Raw genomic sequence first — 23,593 nt, 5'->3', positions numbered from 1 at the left:
AACAACCAAACCAATAACTAGCAATGGAAATCAAGGAAATGATCCGTCTAGCTCGTGAGGCTCAACGTGAGTTTCAAGCCAGACACAACCAAGAGTCGGTCGATCGTATCTGTCACGCAGCGGCCAAAGTGATCTATGACAACGCCGAGGTGCTGGCTCGTGAGTCGGTAGATGAAACTGGTATGGGCGTGTATGAAGACAAAGTAGCCAAGTGTAAGGGTAAGTCTAAGGGCGTTTGGTACAACCTCAAGGGCAAGAAGTCGGTCGGAATCATCAACATCGACGACCGCACGGGTATGATCGAGGTAGCCAAACCTATCGGCGTGGTGGGGAGTATCACCCCAACGACCAACCCAGTCGTAACGCCCATGAGCAATATCATCTTCGCTCTGAAGACCTGCAATGCTATCATCGTGGCTCCTCACCCTCGCAGTAAGCACTGTTCGGCTCACGCCGTACGCCTAATCAAGGAGGCGATCGCCCCATTCGGGGTGCCAGAGGCGATGATTCAGATCATTGAGGAGCCAAGCATCGAGAAGACTCAAGAGCTGATGAAGGCCGTCGATGTGGTGGTTGCTACGGGCGGTATGGATATGGTGCGCTCGGCATACTCCTCGGGTAAGCCTTCGTTCGGGGTTGGTGCAGGCAATGTGCAGGTGATCGTAGACCGTAATATCGACTACCATGAGGCAGCTAAGAAGATCATCGCAGGCAGAACTTTCGACAACGGCATCATTTGCTCGGGCGAACAGAGTGTGATCTACCACCAAGCCGATAAGGACATCGTCTTCGATGCTTTCCGTGCTCATGGTGCTTATTTCTGCTCTGAGGAAGAGGGTGATCGCATCCGTCAGGCAATTTTCTCGGATGGGCACCTCGCCAAGGATATCGTTGGTCAGAGCGTTCATTTCATCGCCAATAAGGCTGGCATCAGTATCCCCGAGGGCACTCGAGTAATCATGGTAGAGGCTCGTGGTGTGGGTGCCGAGGACGTCATCTGCAAGGAGAAGATGTGTCCCGTGATGTGTACACTCGCCTACGAACATTTCGAGCAAGCTGTAGAGATCGCACGCACAAATCTAGCGAACGAAGGCAACGGACACACCGCAGCGATCCACTCAAACAATCAGGCGCATATCATTTTGGCAGGCTCGGAGCTAACGGTTTCGCGTATCGTAGTCAATGCTCCTAGTGCCACGACTGCTGGCGGACATATCCGCAATGGCCTAGCCGTAACCAACACCTTGGGCTGTGGCACTTGGGGGAATAACTCTATCTCAGAGAACTTCACCTACAAACACCTGCTCAATATCTCTCGCATCGCTCCACTCTCCGACAAGATTGTAGAGCCAACGGAGGAGGAAATGTGGCGCGTGTAGGGCTTGCCCTAGGGGAGTCATGCGAGAGTTAGGAGCAGAGAGCCTTAGAGCCTCTCGACTTCCCTAGACCAATAGCCTAAAAGTAGCTTTGAATTAACTATTCAACAACGATAATATATGGACTTTAGCAAGACCAAACAGGAAGAACTTTTCCTGCAAATGATCCGTGCCTTTGCTGAAAAGGAGGTAAAGCCCTTAGCTGCTGAGATCGATGCAGAGGAGCGCTTCCCCATCGAGACTGTACGTAAGATGGCTTCGCTCGGGATGATGGGGATTCCTTTCCCTACCAAGTACGGCGGAGCAGGCGCCAACAACCAGATCTACTCCATGGCGATCGAGGAGCTCGCTCGGGTCTGCGCCACTACGGGCGTGGTGCTCTCGGCACACACATCGCTATGCTGTGCGCCAATCTATCAGTTCGGGACTGAGGAGCAGAAGATGAAGTATCTGCCCAAGCTCTGCTCGGGCGAATGGATCGGCGCCTTCGGATTGACCGAGCCCAACGCAGGAACGGATGCTGCTGCTCAGCAGACTACGGCCGTTCCCGACGGAGATAACTACATCCTAAACGGGAATAAGATCTTCATTACCAATGCCGAATACGCCCATGTGTACATCATCTTTGCCATGACTGACAAGAGCCGTGGCACGAAGGGCATCACCGCTTTCATCGTTGAGAAGGATATGCCGGGCTTCACGGTCGGCAAGAAGGAGCTGAAGATGGGGATTCGTGGCTCGGCTACCTGCGAGCTCATCATGGAGGATTGCATTGTACCCAAGGAGAATATGCTCGGCCTTGAGGGCGGAGGCTTCAAGGTAGCGATGCAGACGCTCGACGGCGGACGTATCGGTATCGCAGCTCAAGCTCTAGGCATTGCTCAGGGAGCACTAGACGAGACGGTCAAGTACACCAAGGAGCGCAAGCAGTTTGGCAAGTCGATCGCTCAGTTCCAGAACACACAGTTCCATCTAGCAGACCTCAAAACCGAGATCGAGGCAGCACGCCTCTTAGTACGTTCGGCTGCTTGGAAGAAAGATAATGGTGTGCCCTACTCGATGGATTCGGCTATGGCTAAGCTCTACGCCGCCGACGTGGCGGTCAAGATGACCAACAAGGCTGTCCAATTCCATGGTGGCTATGGCTACACCCGAGAGTATCCCATCGAGCGCATGATGCGCGATGCCAAGATTACGGAGATTTACGAAGGCACAAGCGAAGTGCAGCGCATCGTGATCGCTTCGCACTTACTTAAATAATGTACCGATATGAAGATAGTAGTTTGCATTAAGCAAGTCCCCGATACGACAGAGATTAAGATCGATCCCGTGAAGGGAACACTGATCCGCGACGGCGTGCCCAGCATCATGAACCCCGACGACAAGGGCGGCTTGGAGCAAGCCCTGCGCTTCAAGGATGAGTTCGGTGCGCACGTTACGGTCATCACGATGGGTCCTCCACAAGCTGAAGCCATACTGCGCGAAGCCTTCGCCATGGGTGTCGACGAAGCCATTCTCCTGAGCGACCGCAAGTTTGGCGGTTCGGATTCGCTCGCCACGTCCTACACGCTCGCCGCTGCGCTACGCAACCTAGAGTTTGACCTCCTGATCACTGGCAGACAAGCAATCGACGGAGATACCGCACAGGTAGGCCCCCAGATCGCCGAGCACCTAGGTCTACCACAAGTAACCTACGTAGCAGATGCTAAGAAGATCGGTGAGCGAACCCTCGAGGTGCGCAAGGAAACGGAGACGGGCTACGAGATTCTTGAGGTTGATATGCCTTGCGTGCTGACGATCCTTGCCTCTGGTTACGAGCCTCGCTACATGAATGTGCGTGGGATTATGGAGACCTTCGACCGCCCCATCACACTCTGGAGCAGCGAAGACATCACCGTCGATGAGCAGTTCATCGGGCTCAAAGGATCGCCCACTCGCGTCGGCAAGTCCTTCACCAAGGGTGCTAAGGCCAAGGGCGTGCTCTACGAAGATCTCACTGCCGAGGAGGCTGCGGACGTGATCCTAGAGAAACTCAAAGAAAAATTCATTATCTAATTCTTAGCTAGCTTATGAATATCCAAGATTATCAAGGCATATTGGTCTTTGCTGAGCAGCGTGAGGGCGTGATCAGCTCCGTCGCTTTCGAGCTACTCTCCAAGGCTCGTGAGCTGGCCGAGCAGAAGCCAATGACTGTAACTGCCCTCCTCATGGGTGAGGGCATCACACCACTGGCGAGCGAACTGCACGCAGCTGGTGCAGATCACGTCATCCTTGTGGACGACCCAGCCCTAAGGCACTACCTAACTGAACCCTATACTCATGCCTTTCATCAGGTAATTATGGCCAAGAAGCCCGAAATCGTGATGCTAGGGGCTACGACAATCGGCCGAGATCTAGGCCCACGCCTCTCGGCTAGGCTGATGACGGGCTTGACTGCCGACTGCACGCAGCTCGATATGTCGCCCGATGGCCATCTGATGATGACTCGCCCTGCTTTCGGTGGTAACCTCTGTGCGACTATCCTGTGTAAGGAGCATCGCCCACAGATCTCTACCGTTCGCCCCGGGGTCATGCGTCGTGCAGCAGCTGATCCTAGCCGCACTGGCACGACAGAGAGCTTCGCCGTAGCATTCTCTACAGAGGCCCCCAAGGTGCGCGTTAAGCAAGTGGTCAAGGCCGAAAAGCATCTTGTGGACATCACCGAGGCGAATATCCTCGTCTCTGGTGGTCGTGGTGTCGGCAGTCACGATGGCTTCGACAAGCTAAGGGCACTAGCGGACTGCATCAAGGCTGAGGTTTCGTCCTCTCGTGCGATGGTCGACGCTGGGCTGATTGGTCACGAACGCCAAGTAGGGCAGACGGGTAAGACGGTTCGCCCTGATGTGTACATCGCTTGTGGTATCTCGGGCGCGATCCAGCACCTAGCAGGTATGGAGGAGTCGGAGTATATCATAGCAATCAATAAGGATAAGTTCGCCCCAATCTTCGGAGTGGCTGATCTCGGCCTTGTGGGCGACCTGCACCAAATCCTACCCGCCCTAACGAAAAAGCTCAGCCGCTAACCCCCGGTCTTTAGGTGTCTCAGAATGCGCAAAATGCAAGGCGCTAAGGCTGAGGCTGAAGGGAGCATACTAAGGTATGTGACCGAAGCCGAATGCCGCAAGCAACACAGCAATTTGTGCATTCTGACACACTGCCTCTTTGTTGAGCTATCGCAGAGGATCTCTATGGCGAGATCGTGCGATGGCTCTATTTGTTTTTCGACGCAGGTAGCCGCCCAAAGCATAGCTTGTATGCGATAGGGAAACGTTTGATCAGCCGAATAACAAGTAGGGAAATGCCTAGGACTACAGCTGTGATAGGAATGGCTATTAGAGAATAGATCTCACTAGGTAGTCTGTAATCTCTAACCCAGTCAGGGATGGTTAGATAATGGTTGGTAAGGAAGAAGTAGTGTAAGAAATATACGGGCAAGCTAATTTTTCCTAATTCGGCGAGCCATGAGCCTATCTTGGGGGCGATGTCGTTCAGTTTAATCGCTCCATACCACAATGCGCATAGTATCGACATCACTGCAGGGTAATACGTCAGGAGGGAGTAAGCGTCCATGTTATACCTATGGGCCATAGGGATTAAATCTGAGAACATATAGAAAATGTAGAATATAGCACAAAACAGCACAGCAGTAGTTGGACGAGGGATGTATTTCTTGGTCAATAAATTGTAATGTCCCAAGAGGTAGCCAGTGACCAAGTATGGGTATAGCCATGTCAAAAGCTCCCACCCGATTGCAGAGTATAACTCCCCCGAAAAGTTGCGCAAGGGCATATTGAGAGCTTTGAGTAAGATAAAAGGAGCAAGAATCCATAGGACTTTTTGCCATTGATGTTTTTGGGGGGTTACTAGCGAGTCTATGTATATTCCCAAAGAGAAAAGAACAAAAAGTAAAAATAGGCTCCATGTAAACCAGAAACCACCATGATACAGCCCAAATAGCATCGTCCAAGGATTAACTGAGAAAATAATTGCATATAGCACAGGAAGGCATAGCAAAGGGAGTAATAGTTGAGAGGCCTTAGTTTGCAAGTATTTCAAGACATCGTCCCAAGAGGAGAATGATAATCTTTGAGATAAGAACCCAGAAACCAAGACAAATAGAGGCATATGAAAACTCGAAATCAAGCGTAAGGTATGGTTTTCATGGTAGTCTAATCCTAGTCCATCGTAGATGTCACGTAGGATGACGTGTCCCATGATGACACAGATGATTGCAAATCCTTTGAGGATGTCTAAATGAGGGTAATGTTTTTTAGGAGTAAAGCTCATGTCTTTTATACTGAAATATCGCTACTTATTGGTGTGCAAAGATATAAAATGTTTTATTTCCTATTTCCGTTGGTAATATCGGACCCAGTCGATGTGCATCTCTACGGGTTTGTCGAGGCCTCTCACTTCGCCGACCCATTGTCCGCCGAGCTGCATATCAATCAGCAGGAAGAAATCTTTGCCGAAAGGGAATTGCCCCTTATTCTCTAGTCCCTTAATTCGAGGATAGCTGAGCGTTAGCTGTCCATTGACGAAGAAGCGTAGCTTGTCGGTGTGGATCTCCACCGCATAGACATTGTAGTCGTCGGGCTTGATAGGAGCCGTCGTCGTAGGTACTGGATCTTTGATTTTGAGATGCCATGTGTAGCTGGTGTGTAGCGTCTGATGCACAAAGCTGTCGAAGTTGAGACGCTCCATGATGTCGATCTCTCCACCCTTGGGCCATTCTCCCTTGTGTGGCATCATCCAGATTGCAGGCCAAGCCCCTTGTGCTGCTTGTAGCTTGCAGCGCACCTCAATGCGCCCTAGGTCGAAGCGTCTTTTGCCTCGTGTGTAGACCCCTCCCGTGAGGTACTGCGAAGGGTCTTCTGGGAGCACATCATTGCGCCGACCCCTCAGGATCATCACGCCGTCTTTGATGCCGAAAAGGCTCTCGTGGTCGCTCATTGTATTGCACCAATCGGGTTTGCCTCGTGGGATTTTCGCCCAGTCGCCGGTTGCGAAAATATCCGAGCGATCAAATTCGTCTGCCCACACCAGTTGCCACCCTTGGGGCTTGGGCACTTCGGGCTCCCTTTTGTGCTTGGACGAACAAGATGCGATGCCGAGTGATACTAGGAGTGTGGCGATGCCTAGCTTGACGCTTTGGTAGAGGTTCATAGGTCTAAGTATGATATTTGGATTGAACTATCTATCACAAAAATAATACAATTGCTGGCTCGGAGTGCCTTTGCGCCTCGTAGCGTAGACAGATCCTTGGGTAAAGCGGTCGAGATTGCCCTCTAGACCGAATATGTATGCTCCCATTAGCCTAGAAAATTGATGTCTGTTTGTCTTCTTTTTAGTTAAGTAATGTTAATGATTTTTGGAGGAATTTGAGAGAATGGCCTAGTAGTTCATAAAGGTCAATGGAGTAGTTGGTGAAAATTGGAGGGCAGATTGATTCGGATTGATGGGCTAATCCGCAGAGGTGTGTCCACTAATCTTAAGAGATCGATGGGAAGAAAATCTCAGAAGTGTGCCACGGATGTATAGAATATCCTAGGGGTTGGTTTTTATATGTTTGTATATTAGTGTTTTATGGTTTGTTTGTTTGAGCGGGTTGTTTTTACTCGGCTGGGTAGAAGTGCCAAAACGAGGCCCAGCTCAATCTAGAGCCCGCTAAGGGCTAAATACGCAGTCTGCTGTTTTGCTTCCCTCTAACCTTGGGAGAACCTCGTTAGGGGCTCAAATGTCTACTGGAGTGTAAATGTTTGATAAAACAATATGAGGGGTTGTTTGTAGAGCTGCCACTACTTTGTCTAGACCTCAAAATCAGACCCGATGCAGCTCATATCCCTGCCTCGTGCAGGTGAGGCTGATTGGAGGCAGATGTTATTAGAGAATAAATCCTTATCTTTGTGGCGTTTTTCGATTGACTCGAAGCATCGGCAGGGCGTGAGCTCTGTGTCGTGTGATGGGAAATTAGGAAAGCTAATTTTGAGTAACACTAATTAAAGTAAAAGACAAGAATGAAGACATTCAAGCTCGAGGGTGCGCTACGCAGCGACCTCGGTAAGAAGGCCTCTAAGGCTCTTCGTGGTAGTGAGAGTATCCCTGCGGTGCTCTATGGTGGTAAGGAAGTAACTCACTTCACTGTAACTCAGGAAGCCGTGCGTAACCTGATCTACTCTCCAGAGATTTTCGCAATAGATCTAGTGATCGATGGTAAGGAAGTTAAGGCCGTCCTCAAGGATATCCAGTTCCACCCAGTTACAGATGCTATTCTTCACCTAGACTTCCTCGAAGTTGATAATGTGAAGCCAGTAGTCATCGAAGTGCCTGTTGTCCTCACTGGTCACGCCGAGGGTGTGAAGGCAGGGGGTAAGCTCAGCCTTGAGATGCGTAAGCTAAAGGTTAAAGCTATCTACACAGAGATCCCAGAGAAGCTATTTATCGATGTAACTAACCTTGGTCTGGGTAAGACTATTCAGGTGGGTGCGCTTAGCTTCGACGGTCTTGAGCTCATGAACGCCAAGAACGCTGTAGTATGTGCTGTGAAGCTGACTCGTGCGGCTCGTGGTGCTATGGCCAAGAGTGGCAAGTAATCGCCTCAGAGGTTAGCATAAACCAAGAAATAAGCTGGGCTATGTCGGAGCAAGTGCTTCGATGTAGCTCAGTTTCGTTCGCTAGTAGTATCTCGTTAAAGGGGGGGGCCTTGTCCTCTCTCGATTGCTTCTAGCCTTTGTGTTTGTATTGCTTTATTACAATGATAAAGAAATTAGATGTATGGTAGCTATGGCTAAAAGCCTATTTAAAGAAGAAGCGGTAGTTTTAAATGGTGGTGATATCCGCATAATTGAACTTTTTGCAGGAGTTGGGGGCTTTCGCATAGGATTTGAAAAAGCCTCTAGTCGATTTAAAACGGTCTGGAATAACCAATGGGAGCCTAGTACAAAGAGGCAGGATGCATCTATTATTTATTGTAATCGTTTTGGTTCCCTAGGACATGTCAATGAAGATATAACGAGTATTCCGAGCGGCGAGATTCCTGAGGCGGATTTGCTTTGTGGAGGCTTCCCTTGCCAAGACTACTCTGTAGCTACTACTCTCTCTAACTCAAAAGGGATAGAGGGTAAGAAGGGTGTGCTTTGGTGGCAAATACAGCGCATTCTTGAAGAAAAGGGAGCGGGCGCACCTAATTATCTCGTTTTGGAAAATGTTGATAGATTGTTGAGCTCTCCTGCACAACAGAGAGGTCGAGATTTTGCTATTATATTAGCCTCTCTTTCAGATTTAGGTTATATAGTGGAATGGAGAGTAGTCAATGCCGCTGAGTATGGTATGCCTCAAAGGCGTAAACGTACCTATATAATTGCTTATCGTGAGGTTAGTCCTACTGCTCAATCATGGGGGCAAGAAGGTGATTCTCCTTATCAATGGATTCTTAATCGTGGAATACTGGCTAGGGCTCTTCCATGTGTTCATCATACGAGGAGGACTAAGCAATCTACCTTTAAAGTGCTTGGTTCTCTTATAAACATCACCCAAGAGTTTAATAAAACTAAAGAGCTGGGAAAGAAAAATTCTACGCCCTTTGGAAATGCTGGGGTAATGAGTAGGCGTCAAGTTTGGACTCTCGATGTAGAGTCATCATACGATGGTAGTTTTACAACCCTAGGAGAATTGCTGGTTGATGAGGTTGAGGTGCCTGAGCCTTTTTTTATTTCGGAAGAAGATTTACCCAAATGGATTTACCTCAAAGGAGGTAAAAATCAAAAACGTGTTACGAAAGATGGTTACGAGTATAATTATTCAGAAGGGAGTATGGTATTCCCTGATGCTTTAGATAAGCCATCTAGAACAATTATAACGGGAGAGGGAGGAGCTTCCCCCTCTCGAGTAAAGCATATTGTAAAGACTCCAAGCGGGCGATATCGGCGTCTGCTTCCTGTAGAGCTGGAAAGGCTTAATATGTTCCCCGATTATCATACGCAAGGGGTTTCAGATATCAGGCGAGCCTTTCTGATGGGTAATGCTTTGGTGACAGGTGTTGTAGAGCGTATCGGACGGGTATTAATTGAAGAGCTGTAATCATGTCTTACAATTCTACATCGCGAAAGGAAATCCTTGAACACGCTCGATTATTGCTTGGAAATAGCCTGCGAGGGCTTTACCAAGAGGTGTTGCAAACGTATAAAGGCAAAGGGGGATTGGGGGTCTGTGTAGAGGAGTTGCACTTCAAATACACCCCCAACTCTAAGTCTAATCCAGATTTTCCAGAAGCTGGAGTTGAGCTTAAATGTACCCCTCTGAAAAAAAATAAAGATGGTAGTTTAGTTTCTAAAGAACGCTTGGTCTTAAACATAATAGACTATACTAAAGAGGCAGATGCGGATTTTGAAACTAGTAGCTTTTGGAAGAAGAATCAGCTCTTATTGTTGCTATTTTATTTGCATGAGTCTGATAAGGATTTTGTGGAATTCGTTTTCAAAATTGTACGTTACTGGAAGTTTCCAGAGGAGGATTTGAAAATTATTAAGGATGACTGGGCGGTAATACATAAAAAAATTGTTTCTGGCGAAGCCCATACATTATCAGAGGGCGATACGTTTTACTTGGGAGCTTGTGTCAAAGGACTAAGAGGAGGTGGAAATAAGCGAAAACAGTATAGGACTGAGATATTGGCAGATCAGCGGGCGTACTCGTTGAAGTCAAAATATTTGAATACAATTATTCTTGATGCTTTATCTCATCCAGAAATGGTTAGTGAAGCTGTTGGTTTAAGTCCTAGGCAGAAGGAGAAGATTAAACAAGAAAAAGCCAAAATTGAGAGTATAGTTCAATCCGTAAAAGACTATATTGATGGTGAGACTTTCGAGCAACTTATAGAGCGTAAGTTTTCCCCTTACTATGGGAGTACAATTTATGAAATAGAGAAAAGCTTAGACCGACAGATAACTTCGAGCCCCAAGGCTATTTCTAATGCTGTAGTTCATGCAATTCTTGGTGTGGAATCTCCTAAAATTAGTGAATTTGAGAAGGCTAATATTCAACAAAAGTCTATTCGCTTGGAGTCCAATGGTCGGTTGAGAGAGGCTATGAGCTTTTCTCGGATTCAGTATGACGACTTAATGTTAGAGGAAGTCTGGGAAGAGTCTGTTTGGTATAGCATTTTAACCATGAGATTTTTGTTTGTTATTTTTCGTAAGAGTGAAGATGGGGATGATAAGGCTGCAGTTCTTGAAAAAGTATTCTTTTGGACTATGCCATATCAAGATTTGGAGAAGGCAAAGCTATTTTGGTTGGACACGCGAAATAAGGTCAGAAAAGGAATTTTTGACCAATTCATGTCTTCCAAATCCAATAACATTTGTCACGTGCGTCCTAAGGCGAGGAATGCTCAAGATTTAATGCAAACAGCCTCATTCGGGTCTCAAAAGAAGAATGCATATTGGTTGAATAGAGGCTATATTTGGAAGATTATTTCCAAGTATCTCGGTGTTTAGGAGAAAGAATATCTGTTTCTCCCTTAGCCCAAACAGGTTTGGGCTAAGGGGTGATTCTACTAAAGGTGATGTGCTGGGGTTTAAGTTTCGGCATATCACCTTTAGTTATCTAATAGTTTTTTTTTCTTTTGGGGAGGCTAGGAGTTGGTGTGTTGGTGTAGGCGTGAAGTTTTTTGAAGAGGGGGGATTTCTCGAGCAGGAGAATAAGGCTTCGTCGCAACTGCTAGTTTTGCTTCGCTTATTGGGGGGGGGCTGTGAGTGCTTCGTAAGGTGTTGGAAACAAAGTTTTTGATGCCAACTCTTGTTAGTCCAGATTTTATTCGTAAATTTGTACGCTTTTTATGCTCCGAGTTGTGCGTTTCACTGTCGCACAGAGCGGGTTATGGGAGGCAAGAGATCATAAATCCAATTTTAAATATTGTACGGGCGTTCCGTATCAATTTAATTTTTTATTCAAATGACAGATCCTATAGCGGATTATCTGACGCGCCTGCGTAACGCAGTGAAGGCTGGCCACAGAGTGGTTGAGATCCCAGCGTCTAATCTAAAGAAAGAGATCACTAAGATCCTTTTCGACAAGGGCTACATTCTGAACTACAAGTTCATCGAAGAAGGTCCACAGGGTAGCATCAAGGTGGCACTCAAGTACGACCGTACTGGCCGCGTGAATGCATTGAAGGCTCTCAAGCGTGTGTCACGTCCGGGTCTTCGTAAGTATGTTGGGTATCGTGATATGCCACGAGTGCTCAATGGTTTGGGTATCGCTATTCTCTCTACTAGCCGTGGAGTGATGACCGACAAGGAGGCTCGTGTGCTCAAGGTTGGTGGCGAAGTACTATGTTACATCTATTAATAGTAGGAGGTACAAGCAATGTCAAGAATTGGTAAGTTGCCTATCAGCATCCCTGCTGGCGTTACTGTGTCTCAGAATGAAGGTGTAGTAACAGTAAAGGGACCAAAGGGTGAGCTCAAGCAGAGCGTAGACCCACGCATCGTAGTAAAGATCGAGGGAGATACAGTAGTGGTAGAGCGTCAGAGCGAGGAGCGTCAGGATCGCTCTATGCATGGTCTGTACCGCGCCCTCATCAATAATATGGTTACTGGTGTATCTCAGGGCTTCACGAAGACTCTTGAGCTAGTAGGTGTGGGTTACCGTGCCTCCAATCAGGGTCAGATCCTCGAGCTATCACTCGGTTTCACGCACAACGTATATCTACAGCTCCCTGCTGAGATCAAGGTAGAAACGAAGAGTGAGCGTAACAAGAACCCTCTTATCATCCTAGAGAGCGCAGACAAGCAGCTTCTCGGTCAGGTTTGCACGAAGATCCGTTCTTTCCGTATGCCTGAGCCATATAAGGGTAAGGGTATCAAGTTCGAGGGTGAGGTTATCCGTCGTAAGTCTGGTAAGTCAGCTGGTAAGTAAGCTCAAAAACTCAAGTAATCATGGTTAAGAAAGAAAATAGAAGACTAAAGATTAAGGCCCGTATCCGCGGTAAGATCAGTGGGACGGCAGAGCGTCCACGCCTAACAGTTTTCCGTAGCAATAAGCAGATCTATGCACAGGTGATCGATGATATCTCTGGTCGCACGCTTGCTAGCGCATCTTCACTCAAGCTGGATGTCGCTGAGAAGACAAAGAAGGAGGTCGCTGCTCTAGTTGGGGCAGAGGTAGCTAAGGCTGCTCTGGCTGCTAACATAGAGTCTGTAGTGTTTGACCGTAACGGATACCTCTACCACGGTCGTGTAAAAGAACTGGCTGAAGCCGCTCGTGCCGCAGGTCTTAAATTTTAATCTCAAATGGCAAGAATGGAAAATCGCGTTAAGTCGACTAACGACTTAGAACTAAAAGATAGATTGGTTGCCATCAACCGTGTAACCAAGGTAACCAAGGGTGGACGTACGTTCACATTCTCGGCTATCGTAGTAGTAGGTAACGAAGATGGTATCGTAGGTTGGGGGCTCGGTAAGGCAGGCGAAGTAACTGCTGCTATTGCCAAGGGCGTAGAGGCTGCCAAGAAGAACCTAGTGCGTGTGCCTGTACACAAGGGTACTATCCCTCACGAGCAGAGTGCTGCCTTCGGTGGAGCTCGTGTGTTCCTCAAGCCAGCTAGTGCGGGTACTGGGGTTAAGGCCGGTGGTGCTATGCGTGCCGTGCTCGAGAGTGTAGGTGTGCATGACGTGCTTGCCAAGAGTAAGGGTTCGTCTAACCCACACAACCTAGTGAAGGCTACGATCGAGGCTCTAAGCGAAATGCGTGATCCTCTGACGGTGGCTCGTCATCGTGGAGTGTCGGTAGAGAAGGTGTTCAAGGGTTAGTAATTAAATTAGGAAAGGAGATCAAACAATGGCAAAGATTAAGATCCAACAGGTTCGCAGCCGCATCAAGTGTCCTAAGGTACAGAAGCTAACGCTAGATGCACTAGGCCTCAAGAAAATGAATCAGGTTGTAGAGCACGAAGCTACTCCTCAGATTCTGGGAATGGTAAGTGCTGTCAAGCACCTCGTTCGCATCGTAGAATAATAAACGCTAAAGAGCTTACAAGATATGAATCTATCAAGTTTGAAGCCTGCAGAAGGCTCTATCAAGACGCGTAAAAGAATTGGCCGTGGACCCGGTAGCGGTCTAGGTGGCACTTCTACCCGTGGTCACAAGGGTGCTAAGAGCCGCTCAGGTTATTCAAAGAAGGTTGGTTTCGAGGGTGGTCAGATGCCTATTCAGCGTCGTCTACCTAAGTTCGGTTTCAAGAACATCAACCGTGTAGAGTACTCACCAATCAACCTATCTACCCTTCAGGCTCTGGCCGAGAGCAAGGGTCTACAGACGATCTGCAAAGAGGAGCTAGCCAAGGCTGGTCTTATCTCTGGCAAGGAGCTCGTCAAGATCTTGGGTAATGGTGAGCTCAAGGCAAAGCTAGAAGTTAAGGCAGATGCTTTCTCCAAGAGCGCCGAGGCTGCTATCATCGCAGCAGGTGGCTCTGTTGTAAAACTCTAGGCTTATGCGGTTCATCGAGACATTAAAAAACATCTGGGCGGTCGAGGAGCTACGTCAGCGTATCCTCGCCACAGTGTTTTTTGTGATCATATATCGTTTGGGTTCATTTATTGTGATCCCCGGTATAGACCCAGCTCAGCTTAGCTCGTTGAAGGAACAGACTTCGACGGGTCTGCTGGCTCTGATGGACATGTTCTCTGGAGGTGCATTCTCCAACGCCTCGATCTTCGCCATGGGTATCATGCCCTACATCTCGGCGTCGATCGTGATGCAACTTGCTGCCATCGTGGTGCCTTCTATGCAGAAGCTCCAGCGCGAGGGAGAGAGTGGTCGTCGTAAGATTGATCAGTGGACACGCTATCTAACCGTGCTGTTGCTTATGGTGCAGGGACCTATGTTCCTGATGAACCTAGACGCTCAGCTACGTGAGGTAGGTAGTGCTGTGCCCGAGGGCTGGTGGTTTACTATATCATCGGTACTCATCATGGCTGCAGGTAGTATGTTTGTGCTTTGGCTCGGTGAGCGTATCACGGATAAGGGGCTTGGCAATGGCGTGTCGATCATCATCATGATCGGTATCATTGCTCGTCTGCCACACGCTTTCTTCGGCGAGTTTATGGCTCGTCTAGGTGCAGCTGCTGGTGGTATGGTTATGTTCCTCTTTGAGATCGTTTTCCTATTGCTCGTGATCGCAGGTGCTATCATGCTTGTACAGGGTGCACGCCGTGTGCCAGTGCAGTATGCCAAGCGTATCGTGGGCAACAAGCAGTATGGTGGCGCACGTCAGTATATCCCTCTCAAGGTAAATGCTGCCAATGTGATGCCTATCATCTTTGCACAGGCTATTATGTTTATCCCTGTGTCTGTCCTCACCTTCATGGGAGTAGGGGAGAATAGTGCGTTTGTTCGCTCGATGTCGGATATGACAGGTGTTTGGTACAACGTAGTCTTCGGGCTACTAATCCTCGTATTTACCTATTTCTATACGGCTATCACGATCAACCCTGCACAGATTGCTGACGACCTAAAACGCAATGGGGGCTTCATTCCCGGCATTAAGCCCGGTAAGCCTACGAAGGAATATCTAGATGCTATTATGGACCGCATCACATTACCCGGTGCGATCTTCTTGGCTGTCGTAGCTATTCTTCCTGCCTTTGCTCAACTTTTGGGCATCAAACAAGATTTTGCTCAGTTCTTCGGCGGCACTTCGCTGCTCATTCTCGTGGGTGTAGTGCTGGATACCCTCCAGCAGATCGAGAGTCATCTCTTGATGCGTCACTACGATGGGCTGCTCAAGAGTGGTCGCATTAAGGGAAGAACAGGTTCGGTAGCGGCTTACTAAAGTATGATTTACTTAAAGACAGACGAAGAAATAGAGCTGATGCGTCGGGCTAACCTACTGGTGGGGCGTACCCTCGCCGAGGTAGCTAAGCTTATCGCTCCCGGTGTAACGACCAAAGATCTAGACAAACGTGCCGAGGAGTTTATTCGTGATAACGGAGCGACTCCTGCCTTTCTTGGCTATCACGGCTTCCCCGGTAGCCTCTGTACCTCGGTTAATGATCATGTGGTACACGGCATTCCCTCCGACAAGGTGGTGCTCCAAGAGGGCGACATCGTTTCGGTGGACTGTGGAACTAAGCTAGACGGATACACGGGTGACTCCGCCTACACCTTCGCAGTGGGTGAGATCTCCGACGAAGTGCGAGCATTGCTCCGCACGACCAAGGAATCACTCTATGTAGGGATTGAACAGGCGGTAGCTGGCAAGCGTGTTGGAGATATTGGCCACGCCGTACAGCAGTACTGCGAGGCCAGAGGTTACCACGTAGTGCGTGAGCTGGTGGGGCATGGCATCGGCCAGAGTATGCACGAGGCTCCCGAGGTGCCCAACTATGGGCGTCGCGGGACAGGACCAGAGCTCCGCTCGGGTATGTGCATCTGCATCGAGCCAATGATCAACATTGGCAGCAAGAATGTGACTTTCGAGCGTGACGGATGGACGGTTCGCACCAAGACCCGTAAGCCATCGGCGCACTTCGAGCACTGTGTCGCCATTCGAGAAGGAAAGGCTGATATACTCTCTTCGTTCGAGTTTATAAGTGAAGTATTAGGAGATCGAGAATTTTAGAAATTATGTCGAAACAAGCTGCAATCGAACAGGATGGAGTCATCCTAGAAGCTTTGTCCAACGCCATGTTTAAGGTGGAGCTAGAGAACGGACATATCATCACAGCCCATATCTCGGGTAAGATGCGTATGCACTACATCAAGATCCTCCCCGGCGATAAGGTAAAAGTAGAGATGTCTCCGTATGACCTAAGCAAGGGCAGAATATCCTTTAGATACAAATAAGTTATATATAGAAGATATGAAAGTAAGAGCATCTTTGAAGAAGCGTACCCCAGACTGCAAGATCGTACGTCGCAAGGGACGCCTGTACGTGATCAACAAGAAAAACCCTAAGTTCAAACAGCGTCAGGGTTAGTAAATCGTCATTACACAAACTAATAAATAAGTATGGCTATAAGAATTGTCGGCGTTGACCTGCCGCAAAACAAACGAGGAGAAATTGCCTTGACCTACATCTTCGGCCTCGGCCGTAGTAGCGCAGCCAAGATTCTTGATGCTGCTGGTGTAGATCGCAACATCAAGGTAAAAGACTGGACTGATGATCAGGCTGCTGCTATCCGTGAGGCTATCGCTGCTGGATATAAGGTAGAGGGTGATCTTCGCAGTGAGATCTCTCTAAACATCAAGCGTCTTATGGACATCGGTTGCTACCGTGGTGTCCGCCACCGTATCGGCTTGCCACTACGTGGTCAGAGCACTAAGAACAACGCTCGCACACGCAAGGGTAAGAAGAAGACAGTTGCAAACAAGAAGAAAGCTACTAAATAATAAAGGTTGATATGGCAAAGAAAACAGTCGCAAAGAAGAAGGTAGTACGCGTAGATGCGGTGGGCCAAGCTCACATCCACTCTTCTTTTAATAACATTATCATATCCCTTGCCAACAGCGATGGTCAAGTGATCAGCTGGTCTAGCGCAGGTAAGATGGGTTTCCGTAGCTCGAAGAAGAACACGCCTTATGCAGCTCAGATGGCAGCTCAGGATTGTGCCAAGGTTGCTTACGACCTAGGTCTTCGCAAGGTTAAGGTTTACGTTAAGGGTCCCGGTAATGGCCGTGAGTCTGCTATCCGTACGATCCACGGAGCAGGTATCGAGGTGCTTGAGATCATCGACGTGACGCCAATGCCTCACAACGGTTGTCGCCCTCCAAAGAGAAGAAAAGTGTAATACACGCTTAGTCGCGAGAAGTAAGTATTATATAATTCAACGATGCCGATGAGATAGATTGAGCTCAAGGTCAAAAGACGGAGGATACATCAGGCTGGAGATTTGGTGAATAGATTGGCTATACTTTCATATTTCTATCCTCTCCTCATAACCGGTCGCGGCTGCACCGCTCTGGCTCTCTCCGCACAAATACTGAGCTCGTCCTCTCTCTCGAGGCGCTAAACAAGAAAGAATAAAATGGCAAGATATACAGGCCCAAAATCAAAAATCGCACGTAAGCTGGGCGCGCCCATCTTCGGTGCTGACAAGGTGCTGACGAAGAAGAACTATCCTCCCGGACAGCACGGAAACAACCGCCGTCGTAAGACGAGCGAATATGGCATTCAGCTCAAGGAGAAGCAGAAGGCTAAGTATACTTACGGTGTACTTGAGAAGCAGTTCCGCAACCTCTTCGACAAGGCTCAGCGCACTAAGGGCGTAACAGGTGAGATCCTACTACAGCTCCTTGAGAGCCGTCTAGACAACGTAGTGTTCCGCCTTGGTATCGCTCGCACTCGTGCAGCTGCTCGTCAGCTTGTTTCACACTGCCACATCGTAGTAGATGGTCAGGTTGTGAACATCCCTTCGTACACCCTCAAGCCCGGTCAGGTAGTAGGTGTGCGTGAGCGCAGCAAGAGCTTGGAGGTAATCGAGAACTCTCTTACAGGCTTCAACCACAGCAAGTATCCTTGGCTCGAATGGGACAACAGCAGCAAGAGCGGTAAGTTCCTTCACACTCCCGAGCGTGCTGATATTCCAGAAGAAATCAAGGAGCAGTTGATCGTAGAATTGTATTCTAAGTAATCATAATCCTATATAGTTCACATGGCAATATTAGCATTTCAGAAGCCCGAAAACGTAATCATGATGGAGGCGACCGGCTCATTCGCTAAGTTTGAGTTCCGCCCTCTCGAGCCGGGCTATGGTATTACGATCGGTAATGCCCTGCGTCGTATACTCCTTTCCTCACTCGAAGGCTACGCCATCTCGTCCATTCGGATCGAGGGCGTAAATCATGAATTTGCTACTATTCCGGGTGTCTTGGAGGATGTTACTAATATCATTCTTAACCTAAAGCAAGTTCGCTTCAAACCCCTAGTTAAGGACGCTACAGAGGAAACGATCTCTCTAGTGATCTCTGGCAAGGATAAGTTTGAGGCTGGCGATATGAACGCTAAGCTCTCTTCGTTTGAGGTGCTGAACCCCGAGCTTGTGATCTGCCAGATCGATCCAGAGTATTCGCTCTCTATCGAGCTGACGATCAATAAGGGTCGTGGCTACGTGCCAGCAGACGAGAAGCATATGCAGGTAGATGAGCTCCAGAGCATCGCTATTGACTCTATCTACACTCCTATCCGCAACGTTAAGTACTTCACCGAAAACTATCGTGTGGAGCAGAAGACTGACTACGAGAAGCTAATCCTAGAGATTACTACCGATGGTAGCATTCATCCACAGGACGCTCTCAAGGAGTCTGCCCGCATCCTGATAGAACACTTCTGCCTATTCTCAGATGAGAAGATCGAGGTAGAGGAGGTTGTTTTCGAGCCAAGTGAAGAGTTCGACTCAGATGCACTACACATGCGTCAGCTCCTCAAGAGCACTCTCGATGAGCTAGACCTATCTGTACGTGCCAAGAACTGTCTGCAGGCTGCTAACGTACTTACCCTTGGCGAACTTGTAGGGTATCAGAGAAATGATCTGATGAAGTTCCGCAATTTCGGTAAGAAGTCCCTCACAGAGCTTGATGAGCTCCTAGAGCGTCTTCACCTAACTTTCGGAATGGATGTTAGTAAGTATAAACTAGATAAAGACTAAGTAAACAGATGAGACATAATAAGAAATTCAATCACTTGGGTCGTAAGAAGGCTCACCGTGAAGCGCTCCTTTCCAACATGGCTACATCGCTGATCCTGCACAAGCGCATCTTCACGACGCTAGCTAAGGCTAAGGCCCTACGTGTTTATGTAGAGCCTATGCTTACTCGTGCCAAGGAGGACAGCACACACGCTCGCCGTGTTGTATTCGCTGAGCTACAGAATAAGTATGCTATCCAAGAGCTTTTCGGTCCAGTAGCTGCTAAGATCGCTGACCGTCCCGGTGGATACACTCGTATCCTCAAGACTGGCAACCGTCTTGGTGACAACGCTGCGATGTGCTTCATCGAGCTTGTAGACTTCAACGAGAACATGCTCAAGAGCGAAGAGAAGAAGGCTGCTAAGACACGTCGCTCACGTCGTGGTTCTGGCAAGGCTAAGGAAGAGGTAGTAGAAGCAACTTCTGCCGAATAACTCTCCGACCTATATAAAGAAATCGGGAGCATCGCCCTAGTGGTGATGCTCCCGATTTCTTTTTGTTCTAGCCTAGGTTCTTGTATCTGTTACTGCATGGCTCTTGTACTGAAGGGGCTGTGGCAAAATTTGTTTTTGCTGCAGCCCCTTCTAAGAGCGTGTCGGCTCTGTCTGTCTCTAGGCTATATCTACCATGAGTATCGCTCAGAGTATGCCGACCTCGATTGGTCCGCACTGTAGCTCCCGATAGCACCTCCCCAGTTTCTCGATCTATGATGCGCCCCTTGAGTTGTTTATTTTGGGCACACAACTCTCCGCTAGACCACGCTAGGGCAGAGGCAAAAAGCCCAGTCAAAATTAGGTAGTTCTTTTTCATCTTTATATTAAACTGAATACATATTTACGCTGCAAATATCCTGCTAAAACCTTTGTGCGACAATCCCTATAAGTAGTGAAAGAAACAATTCCCAAGGCAATAGCCATACCTAAAACCAATTAGGCTTCTGCCCGATACTATTGTGAGGAGAGTGCTTAGTTTCTAGTTGTGCTACTTTTGGGTTAAGGAGTGTTAATGGGTTGGTCAAGAAGTTTGGGGAATAGGACGACAGTTCGTAAGGGAGTGAGAGGTGTCCTCGAGAGATTGATGGGAAGATTTCTGGGGATTGGTGGACTAATTCCTTGCGATGTGTCCTCCCATCTCCCAAAATTGATGGGAAGAAATACCCTAAAATGTGGTATCGGAGCAGGATTTTGGCGTGGAGTTTGTTTTATATATTTGGATATTAGTGTTTTGTGTGTATGCGTTTTGAGCGAGGATATCCATGGCCCCAAGGGGTAGGAGCCCAAATGAGGTTGAGCGCTGTGTAGAGCCTGCTAGGTGGCAAATACGCAGTCCATACCCAATGTCCGAGTCCCTCGAGGATCTACCCATTAATATATCTAGAAGTGGTCTAAAATATAAATTTCGGCCTCTTTTCTTTTGCACAAATATACATAGCCGTTGGTGGGCTAACGTGTAGGTTGAGCCACACCAACGGCTGCGTATCGTATGTTGATCGCCTATGGTGGCGAGTCACTGGGCGCAAAGTGTCGGGTTGTGGAGGCTGTGGCAAAATTCATTTTTGCCACAGCCCCCTGTTTCGCACCCCCTCTTGAGTGGAGGGACGATCGGAAGATTTCGAACGTTAGTCTACCAGCACCTTATTGGTCTGATGGCAGACTTCGAGCAGGTATGCCCCTCTCTGCAGAGCCAGATGATGCTCTAGCTTGCCTGAGCCTCGGTAGATCAGCTTGCCCGATAGGCTGTACAGTTTGATCTCTTCGCCTTGTAGCTCTGCTGCTAGTAGTACGGATAGCCTCTGGTTCTCTACATAGTAATTGTAGCCCTGCCCTCTAGCTATCTCATCAAGTGCTGTGTCCTTGCAGCCCGTACCATCACCGATTGCCGCTACGTTCCAGCCTTTGTCCGTCACGATTGAAGTCGTGCTCGTCGAGGCTTCGTTCTGCTTGTCGCCCTGCCCTCTGTTGTAGAGCGTTACGGGGTCTTGGATGCCGATAGAGCTCTCCGACCAAATAGGCATGGCCTTGTAGATCTTGTCTAGCTGGCAAGCATCTAGACCGCAGTCGGAGATGTCTAGGTAGTTGAGCCCTGTGATGCTGCTGGGGAACTTGAGCCCTTGGAGCTGGCTGTTGCTGCTGAGGTATAGTCGCTCAATGGCAGGCATATTATCCAGTTTAATCTCCTTGACAGGGCTATTGGTCAGCACGAGTAGCTTCAGGTGCTCTAGGGGTGCGCTGGGAGCGAATGCCTCGATTGGGTTGTAGGCGAGTCTTAGATTGACTAGAGCCTTAGTCTTGCCGAGGTCTAGCTGTTTGATGTTATTGCCTTGGGCATTTAGCTCTTCGAGCAGAGGCAGATCTAGAGCGAGCTCCGAGAGTGATAGATTTTTTATATCAACCTCTACGAGAGCTTTGTTGGCACTCAAATCAAGTGCCGTGATATCGCTATTGCCGTAGAGGGTCAGCGATTGCAACGCTGTGTTTTTGCTTACATCAATCTTTTTGAGCTCGTTGATTGCCAAATTTAGGACGCGGAGCTTGCCGAGTAGACCTAGGTCAATCTCTTTGAGCTCGTTGCCGTATAGATCCATCTCCTCTATGTCGGGCGTTCCAGAGAACTTAATGTCTGCAACCCTCTGCTCTGGTGCAGACAGTTTATTCACAGCTCCAGAGATGTGTATTGTGGGGCCGAGTATTTTGCCAGTGATGACGGAGGCGGTGGTTTGGTTGCGGGTTACTTGTACGTCTTCCCACTCGCCATTACCCCAGTCTATCTGTACATAGTCGCTCGTAGCATCGGCACTCTGGCGCAGGGTGAGGGCAACCTCACTGCCGGAGGAGATCCTGCTCTTTAGGCTGATTAGCTTGGTTTCTTTGCGTCGGAAGCTGATGATGAGCTTCGTATCGGCCTCTAGTGTTGTCCCCTCGGGGGATATGAGGTATCCTTCTTCTGCCTCGGCAAGCACGGCTCTCACGCTTGCGAGCTCGTAGCCTTCGTCTGCTTGGGTGGAGATATTGACCGTTGCTCCTTTGGTTACTTGTAGGGGGAATTGCTTAACCTCTTGTCCCGAAATATCAATCGTTGCTTTGCCTCCAGTGCTTACCTCTAGGGCGAGCGTTACCTCGCTACAGGGCTCAGGAGTGCCCAGATCTGTGCTTGCATCTATGTCGTGCTTCCAGCGTTTCTCTTGTAGGATGGAGAAGTCTGCCCCCCTCCAGCTCGTGAAGGAGAGTAGGATATTGGCATAGCCCGTGGGGCGATCTAGTGGAGGGAGTGTGTTGAATAGGTAGGTGAACGCACAAGGTGATAGTCTAGTGCCTCTCAGGTGTACTTGGTCTATGCCTGTACAGTTGGAGAGGTCTAGCCCAGAGAGGTTTGTCGTGTCGGCTTTGAAGGAGCGCAGGTAGCGGTTAGCCGAGAGGTTGATGTGGCTGATTTGTTCATTCTTGTTGATATTTAGGACTTTGAGTCTAGGCTGTTTGCTCACATCTAGTCGTCTGAGGTTGTTGCCTCCGACTTCTATGCTCGTCAGAGCTGTGTTCTGCCCTACATCGAGCTTGGTTAGTCGGTTAGCTCCTAGGTCTATAGCCAGTAGTTCTGGGTTATTCTTTAGGTCGATTTTAGTCAGGTAGTTGCTCTGGGCATAGAGCTTCTCTAGCTTCTTGAGTGTGCCAATGTTGAGCGTTGTAAACCCATTGTGGCTGATGTTCAACTGGCGTAGATCTGGGAGTTTGTTCAGTTCTACTTCGAGGATAGCGTTCTGCTCAATGTCTAGTATGCGTAGGCTTGGCAGCTCGTTGGGTATTCGTAGTGCGGAGAGTTGATTATGGCTGACTTTGATCTCTCGGAGTTTAGGGTGCTGTCCAAGTGTTAGAGAAACTAATTCATTGTCCGTGGCTAAGAAATACACTAGGTCTGGCTGCTGGGAAATGTCTAGGCGCTGGATTTTGTTTTTGCTTACATCTAGATGGGTTAGTTTGGTTAGCGCACTGATGTCTAGTGTCTGTATGCTCCCGCCTTTAGCCTCGATCTTCTCGATAAGTTCTTGGTTGTGAAACTCTAGTGCCGTTAGTAAGTTGGAATCTTTGTAGCCCCCATTGAAGTCGATAGCTTTGGCTTGCCCGTAGATCGTTATCACTTCGCCTTGGGCTTCGGCATTGAAGATGTAGCGTCCCGACCAGTTGGGTGTGACGCTTACCTTGTTGCCGTCGCCCCAGTCGATCATGATTTTCTGATCCTGTACGGGTGTTACATCTAGGTAGAGCTTGCCCTGTTTGCTAGAGCGTAGCTTGATAGTTGCCACTTCGTCGGTCTGCGCCGCCCCCCATGTAATACTGACGAGGGCAAGGAGCCATAAGATGAGTTGTCTTTTCATAGATTACTTGCTTTTTACGTGAGAAAAAATTCTAGATAGTGACAAATTTAACTAATTGATCCAGATGCGTCAAGTTCGGTGGCGGATAAACTTGCAGTCCTAAAGCCAAAATGGCGGTGTGTCCT

The 23,593-nt window shown here is 48.6% G+C and carries 26 protein-coding genes; 22 read left to right on the top strand and 4 right to left on the bottom strand.

The features are described 5' to 3' along the window. The first annotated feature begins 23 nt into the window (after window positions 1–23). The 4 genes from HQ48_RS04790 to HQ48_RS04775 all read left to right on the top strand — a co-directional run bounded on the left by HQ48_RS04790 (window position 24) and on the right by HQ48_RS04775 (window position 4,438). On the top strand, window positions 24–1,379 hold the full coding sequence (locus tag HQ48_RS04790; RefSeq protein WP_044231903.1) for an aldehyde dehydrogenase family protein: 1,356 nt from the start codon (window positions 24–26) through the stop codon (window positions 1,377–1,379). Window positions 1,380–1,496: 117 nt separating this feature from the next. Beyond that, window positions 1,497–2,636 (top strand): acyl-CoA dehydrogenase, encoded by a 1,140-nt coding sequence (locus tag HQ48_RS04785; protein WP_044186240.1) that lies wholly within the window; start codon window positions 1,497–1,499, stop codon window positions 2,634–2,636. Between the two features lie 9 nt (window positions 2,637–2,645). After that, a complete protein-coding gene (locus HQ48_RS04780) occupies window positions 2,646–3,431 on the top strand; it encodes an electron transfer flavoprotein subunit beta/FixA family protein (protein WP_044186243.1) in 786 nt (261 codons plus the stop codon). A gap of 14 nt (window positions 3,432–3,445) precedes the next feature. Continuing rightward, window positions 3,446–4,438 carry an electron transfer flavoprotein subunit alpha/FixB family protein gene (locus HQ48_RS04775; RefSeq protein WP_044231902.1) on the top strand — a complete coding sequence of 331 codons (993 nt, stop codon included), beginning with the start codon at window positions 3,446–3,448 and terminating at the stop codon, window positions 4,436–4,438. A gap of 187 nt (window positions 4,439–4,625) precedes the next feature. Here HQ48_RS04775 and HQ48_RS04770 read toward each other — a convergent pair whose 3' ends face one another. Together HQ48_RS04770 and HQ48_RS04765 are read right to left on the bottom strand one after the other, a co-directional pair. Continuing rightward, window positions 4,626–5,702, bottom strand: coding sequence for an acyltransferase (locus HQ48_RS04770; protein WP_044231900.1), 1,077 nt, complete (start codon window positions 5,700–5,702; stop codon window positions 4,626–4,628). Between the two features lie 60 nt (window positions 5,703–5,762). Beyond that, window positions 5,763–6,581: a glycoside hydrolase family 16 protein gene (locus tag HQ48_RS04765; protein ID WP_044231898.1), complete on the bottom strand. Its 819-nt coding sequence runs from the start codon at window positions 6,579–6,581 to the stop codon at window positions 5,763–5,765. 851 nt (window positions 6,582–7,432) lie between these two features. Between HQ48_RS04765 and HQ48_RS04760 the strand changes: the two genes are divergently transcribed. The 18 genes from HQ48_RS04760 (at window position 7,433) to rplQ (ending at window position 19,533) form a co-directional block, all read left to right on the top strand. Next, complete coding sequence (locus HQ48_RS04760; protein WP_044186249.1) at window positions 7,433–8,008, top strand: 50S ribosomal protein L25/general stress protein Ctc; 576 nt, start codon at window positions 7,433–7,435, stop codon at window positions 8,006–8,008. A 190-nt stretch (window positions 8,009–8,198) separates the two neighbouring features. Next, the gene (gene dcm / locus HQ48_RS04755) at window positions 8,199–9,494 is read left to right on the top strand and encodes a DNA (cytosine-5-)-methyltransferase (RefSeq protein WP_044232015.1); all 1,296 of its coding nucleotides are present in this window, start codon (window positions 8,199–8,201) and stop codon (window positions 9,492–9,494) included. A 2-nt stretch (window positions 9,495–9,496) separates the two neighbouring features. Continuing rightward, window positions 9,497–10,909 (top strand): Sau3AI family type II restriction endonuclease, encoded by a 1,413-nt coding sequence (locus tag HQ48_RS04750; RefSeq protein WP_052408964.1) that lies wholly within the window; start codon window positions 9,497–9,499, stop codon window positions 10,907–10,909. Between the two features lie 457 nt (window positions 10,910–11,366). Then, window positions 11,367–11,762 (top strand): 30S ribosomal protein S8, encoded by a 396-nt coding sequence (gene rpsH, locus HQ48_RS04745; protein WP_044186251.1) that lies wholly within the window; start codon window positions 11,367–11,369, stop codon window positions 11,760–11,762. 18 nt (window positions 11,763–11,780) lie between these two features. Continuing rightward, window positions 11,781–12,332: a 50S ribosomal protein L6 gene (gene rplF / locus HQ48_RS04740; protein WP_044186254.1), complete on the top strand. Its 552-nt coding sequence runs from the start codon at window positions 11,781–11,783 to the stop codon at window positions 12,330–12,332. A gap of 20 nt (window positions 12,333–12,352) precedes the next feature. Continuing rightward, complete coding sequence (rplR, locus tag HQ48_RS04735) at window positions 12,353–12,700, top strand: 50S ribosomal protein L18 (RefSeq protein ID WP_044186255.1); 348 nt, start codon at window positions 12,353–12,355, stop codon at window positions 12,698–12,700. A gap of 6 nt (window positions 12,701–12,706) precedes the next feature. Further along, complete coding sequence (gene rpsE, locus HQ48_RS04730; RefSeq protein ID WP_044186257.1) at window positions 12,707–13,225, top strand: 30S ribosomal protein S5; 519 nt, start codon at window positions 12,707–12,709, stop codon at window positions 13,223–13,225. 28 nt (window positions 13,226–13,253) lie between these two features. After that, window positions 13,254–13,430: a 50S ribosomal protein L30 gene (gene rpmD / locus HQ48_RS04725; protein WP_044186260.1), complete on the top strand. Its 177-nt coding sequence runs from the start codon at window positions 13,254–13,256 to the stop codon at window positions 13,428–13,430. A 24-nt stretch (window positions 13,431–13,454) separates the two neighbouring features. Beyond that, entirely contained in the window at window positions 13,455–13,901 is a 447-nt protein-coding gene (rplO, locus tag HQ48_RS04720) for a 50S ribosomal protein L15 (RefSeq protein WP_044186262.1), read from the top strand. A gap of 4 nt (window positions 13,902–13,905) precedes the next feature. Beyond that, entirely contained in the window at window positions 13,906–15,246 is a 1,341-nt protein-coding gene (gene secY, locus HQ48_RS04715; protein WP_044186264.1) for a preprotein translocase subunit SecY, read from the top strand. 3 nt (window positions 15,247–15,249) lie between these two features. Further along, the gene (gene map / locus HQ48_RS04710; protein ID WP_044186266.1) at window positions 15,250–16,035 is read left to right on the top strand and encodes a type I methionyl aminopeptidase; all 786 of its coding nucleotides are present in this window, start codon (window positions 15,250–15,252) and stop codon (window positions 16,033–16,035) included. A 5-nt stretch (window positions 16,036–16,040) separates the two neighbouring features. Next, the gene (infA, locus tag HQ48_RS04705; protein ID WP_044186268.1) at window positions 16,041–16,259 is read left to right on the top strand and encodes a translation initiation factor IF-1; all 219 of its coding nucleotides are present in this window, start codon (window positions 16,041–16,043) and stop codon (window positions 16,257–16,259) included. A gap of 16 nt (window positions 16,260–16,275) precedes the next feature. Next, entirely contained in the window at window positions 16,276–16,392 is a 117-nt protein-coding gene (gene ykgO, locus HQ48_RS04700) for a type B 50S ribosomal protein L36 (protein WP_044186271.1), read from the top strand. A 32-nt stretch (window positions 16,393–16,424) separates the two neighbouring features. Continuing rightward, on the top strand, window positions 16,425–16,805 hold the full coding sequence (rpsM, locus tag HQ48_RS04695; protein ID WP_044186274.1) for a 30S ribosomal protein S13: 381 nt from the start codon (window positions 16,425–16,427) through the stop codon (window positions 16,803–16,805). A gap of 11 nt (window positions 16,806–16,816) precedes the next feature. After that, entirely contained in the window at window positions 16,817–17,203 is a 387-nt protein-coding gene (rpsK, locus tag HQ48_RS04690) for a 30S ribosomal protein S11 (RefSeq protein ID WP_044186277.1), read from the top strand. 237 nt (window positions 17,204–17,440) lie between these two features. Beyond that, the gene (gene rpsD, locus HQ48_RS04685) at window positions 17,441–18,046 is read left to right on the top strand and encodes a 30S ribosomal protein S4 (protein ID WP_044231897.1); all 606 of its coding nucleotides are present in this window, start codon (window positions 17,441–17,443) and stop codon (window positions 18,044–18,046) included. A 21-nt stretch (window positions 18,047–18,067) separates the two neighbouring features. After that, window positions 18,068–19,060, top strand: a complete 993-nt coding sequence (locus tag HQ48_RS04680) for a DNA-directed RNA polymerase subunit alpha (RefSeq protein ID WP_044186281.1) — start codon at window positions 18,068–18,070, stop codon at window positions 19,058–19,060. A gap of 8 nt (window positions 19,061–19,068) precedes the next feature. Further along, a complete protein-coding gene (rplQ, locus tag HQ48_RS04675; RefSeq protein WP_044231895.1) occupies window positions 19,069–19,533 on the top strand; it encodes a 50S ribosomal protein L17 in 465 nt (154 codons plus the stop codon). A gap of 67 nt (window positions 19,534–19,600) precedes the next feature. Here rplQ and HQ48_RS04670 read toward each other — a convergent pair whose 3' ends face one another. Together HQ48_RS04670 and HQ48_RS04665 are read right to left on the bottom strand one after the other, a co-directional pair. Then, window positions 19,601–19,909 carry a hypothetical protein gene (locus tag HQ48_RS04670; protein ID WP_044231894.1) on the bottom strand — a complete coding sequence of 103 codons (309 nt, stop codon included), beginning with the start codon at window positions 19,907–19,909 and terminating at the stop codon, window positions 19,601–19,603. A gap of 808 nt (window positions 19,910–20,717) precedes the next feature. Further along, window positions 20,718–23,468: a leucine-rich repeat domain-containing protein gene (locus tag HQ48_RS04665; protein WP_044231893.1), complete on the bottom strand. Its 2,751-nt coding sequence runs from the start codon at window positions 23,466–23,468 to the stop codon at window positions 20,718–20,720. Between the last annotated feature and the right edge of the window lie 125 nt (window positions 23,469–23,593).

This window comes from Porphyromonas sp. COT-290 OH3588, assembly GCF_000769075.1.
In the GTDB taxonomy this organism is placed as follows: domain Bacteria; phylum Bacteroidota; class Bacteroidia; order Bacteroidales; family Porphyromonadaceae; genus Porphyromonas.
Note: the sequence above shows the minus strand (reverse complement) of the source record. Positions and strands in the feature narration are given on the sequence as shown.

Coding starts and splice junctions, on each gene's coding strand:
- HQ48_RS04790 (WP_044231903.1), top strand. CDS start 24: ATGGAAATCAAGGAAATGATCCGTCTAGCTCGTGAGGCTCAACGTGAG.
- HQ48_RS04785 (WP_044186240.1), top strand. CDS start 1,497: ATGGACTTTAGCAAGACCAAACAGGAAGAACTTTTCCTGCAAATGATC.
- HQ48_RS04780 (WP_044186243.1), top strand. CDS start 2,646: ATGAAGATAGTAGTTTGCATTAAGCAAGTCCCCGATACGACAGAGATT.
- HQ48_RS04775 (WP_044231902.1), top strand. CDS start 3,446: ATGAATATCCAAGATTATCAAGGCATATTGGTCTTTGCTGAGCAGCGT.
- HQ48_RS04770 (WP_044231900.1), bottom strand. CDS start 5,702: ATGAGCTTTACTCCTAAAAAACATTACCCTCATTTAGACATCCTCAAA.
- HQ48_RS04765 (WP_044231898.1), bottom strand. CDS start 6,581: ATGAACCTCTACCAAAGCGTCAAGCTAGGCATCGCCACACTCCTAGTA.
- HQ48_RS04760 (WP_044186249.1), top strand. CDS start 7,433: ATGAAGACATTCAAGCTCGAGGGTGCGCTACGCAGCGACCTCGGTAAG.
- dcm (WP_044232015.1), top strand. CDS start 8,199: ATGGCTAAAAGCCTATTTAAAGAAGAAGCGGTAGTTTTAAATGGTGGT.
- HQ48_RS04750 (WP_052408964.1), top strand. CDS start 9,497: ATGTCTTACAATTCTACATCGCGAAAGGAAATCCTTGAACACGCTCGA.
- rpsH (WP_044186251.1), top strand. CDS start 11,367: ATGACAGATCCTATAGCGGATTATCTGACGCGCCTGCGTAACGCAGTG.
- rplF (WP_044186254.1), top strand. CDS start 11,781: ATGTCAAGAATTGGTAAGTTGCCTATCAGCATCCCTGCTGGCGTTACT.
- rplR (WP_044186255.1), top strand. CDS start 12,353: ATGGTTAAGAAAGAAAATAGAAGACTAAAGATTAAGGCCCGTATCCGC.
- rpsE (WP_044186257.1), top strand. CDS start 12,707: ATGGCAAGAATGGAAAATCGCGTTAAGTCGACTAACGACTTAGAACTA.
- rpmD (WP_044186260.1), top strand. CDS start 13,254: ATGGCAAAGATTAAGATCCAACAGGTTCGCAGCCGCATCAAGTGTCCT.
- rplO (WP_044186262.1), top strand. CDS start 13,455: ATGAATCTATCAAGTTTGAAGCCTGCAGAAGGCTCTATCAAGACGCGT.
- secY (WP_044186264.1), top strand. CDS start 13,906: ATGCGGTTCATCGAGACATTAAAAAACATCTGGGCGGTCGAGGAGCTA.
- map (WP_044186266.1), top strand. CDS start 15,250: ATGATTTACTTAAAGACAGACGAAGAAATAGAGCTGATGCGTCGGGCT.
- infA (WP_044186268.1), top strand. CDS start 16,041: ATGTCGAAACAAGCTGCAATCGAACAGGATGGAGTCATCCTAGAAGCT.
- ykgO (WP_044186271.1), top strand. CDS start 16,276: ATGAAAGTAAGAGCATCTTTGAAGAAGCGTACCCCAGACTGCAAGATC.
- rpsM (WP_044186274.1), top strand. CDS start 16,425: ATGGCTATAAGAATTGTCGGCGTTGACCTGCCGCAAAACAAACGAGGA.
- rpsK (WP_044186277.1), top strand. CDS start 16,817: ATGGCAAAGAAAACAGTCGCAAAGAAGAAGGTAGTACGCGTAGATGCG.
- rpsD (WP_044231897.1), top strand. CDS start 17,441: ATGGCAAGATATACAGGCCCAAAATCAAAAATCGCACGTAAGCTGGGC.
- HQ48_RS04680 (WP_044186281.1), top strand. CDS start 18,068: ATGGCAATATTAGCATTTCAGAAGCCCGAAAACGTAATCATGATGGAG.
- rplQ (WP_044231895.1), top strand. CDS start 19,069: ATGAGACATAATAAGAAATTCAATCACTTGGGTCGTAAGAAGGCTCAC.
- HQ48_RS04670 (WP_044231894.1), bottom strand. CDS start 19,909: ATGAAAAAGAACTACCTAATTTTGACTGGGCTTTTTGCCTCTGCCCTA.
- HQ48_RS04665 (WP_044231893.1), bottom strand. CDS start 23,468: ATGAAAAGACAACTCATCTTATGGCTCCTTGCCCTCGTCAGTATTACA.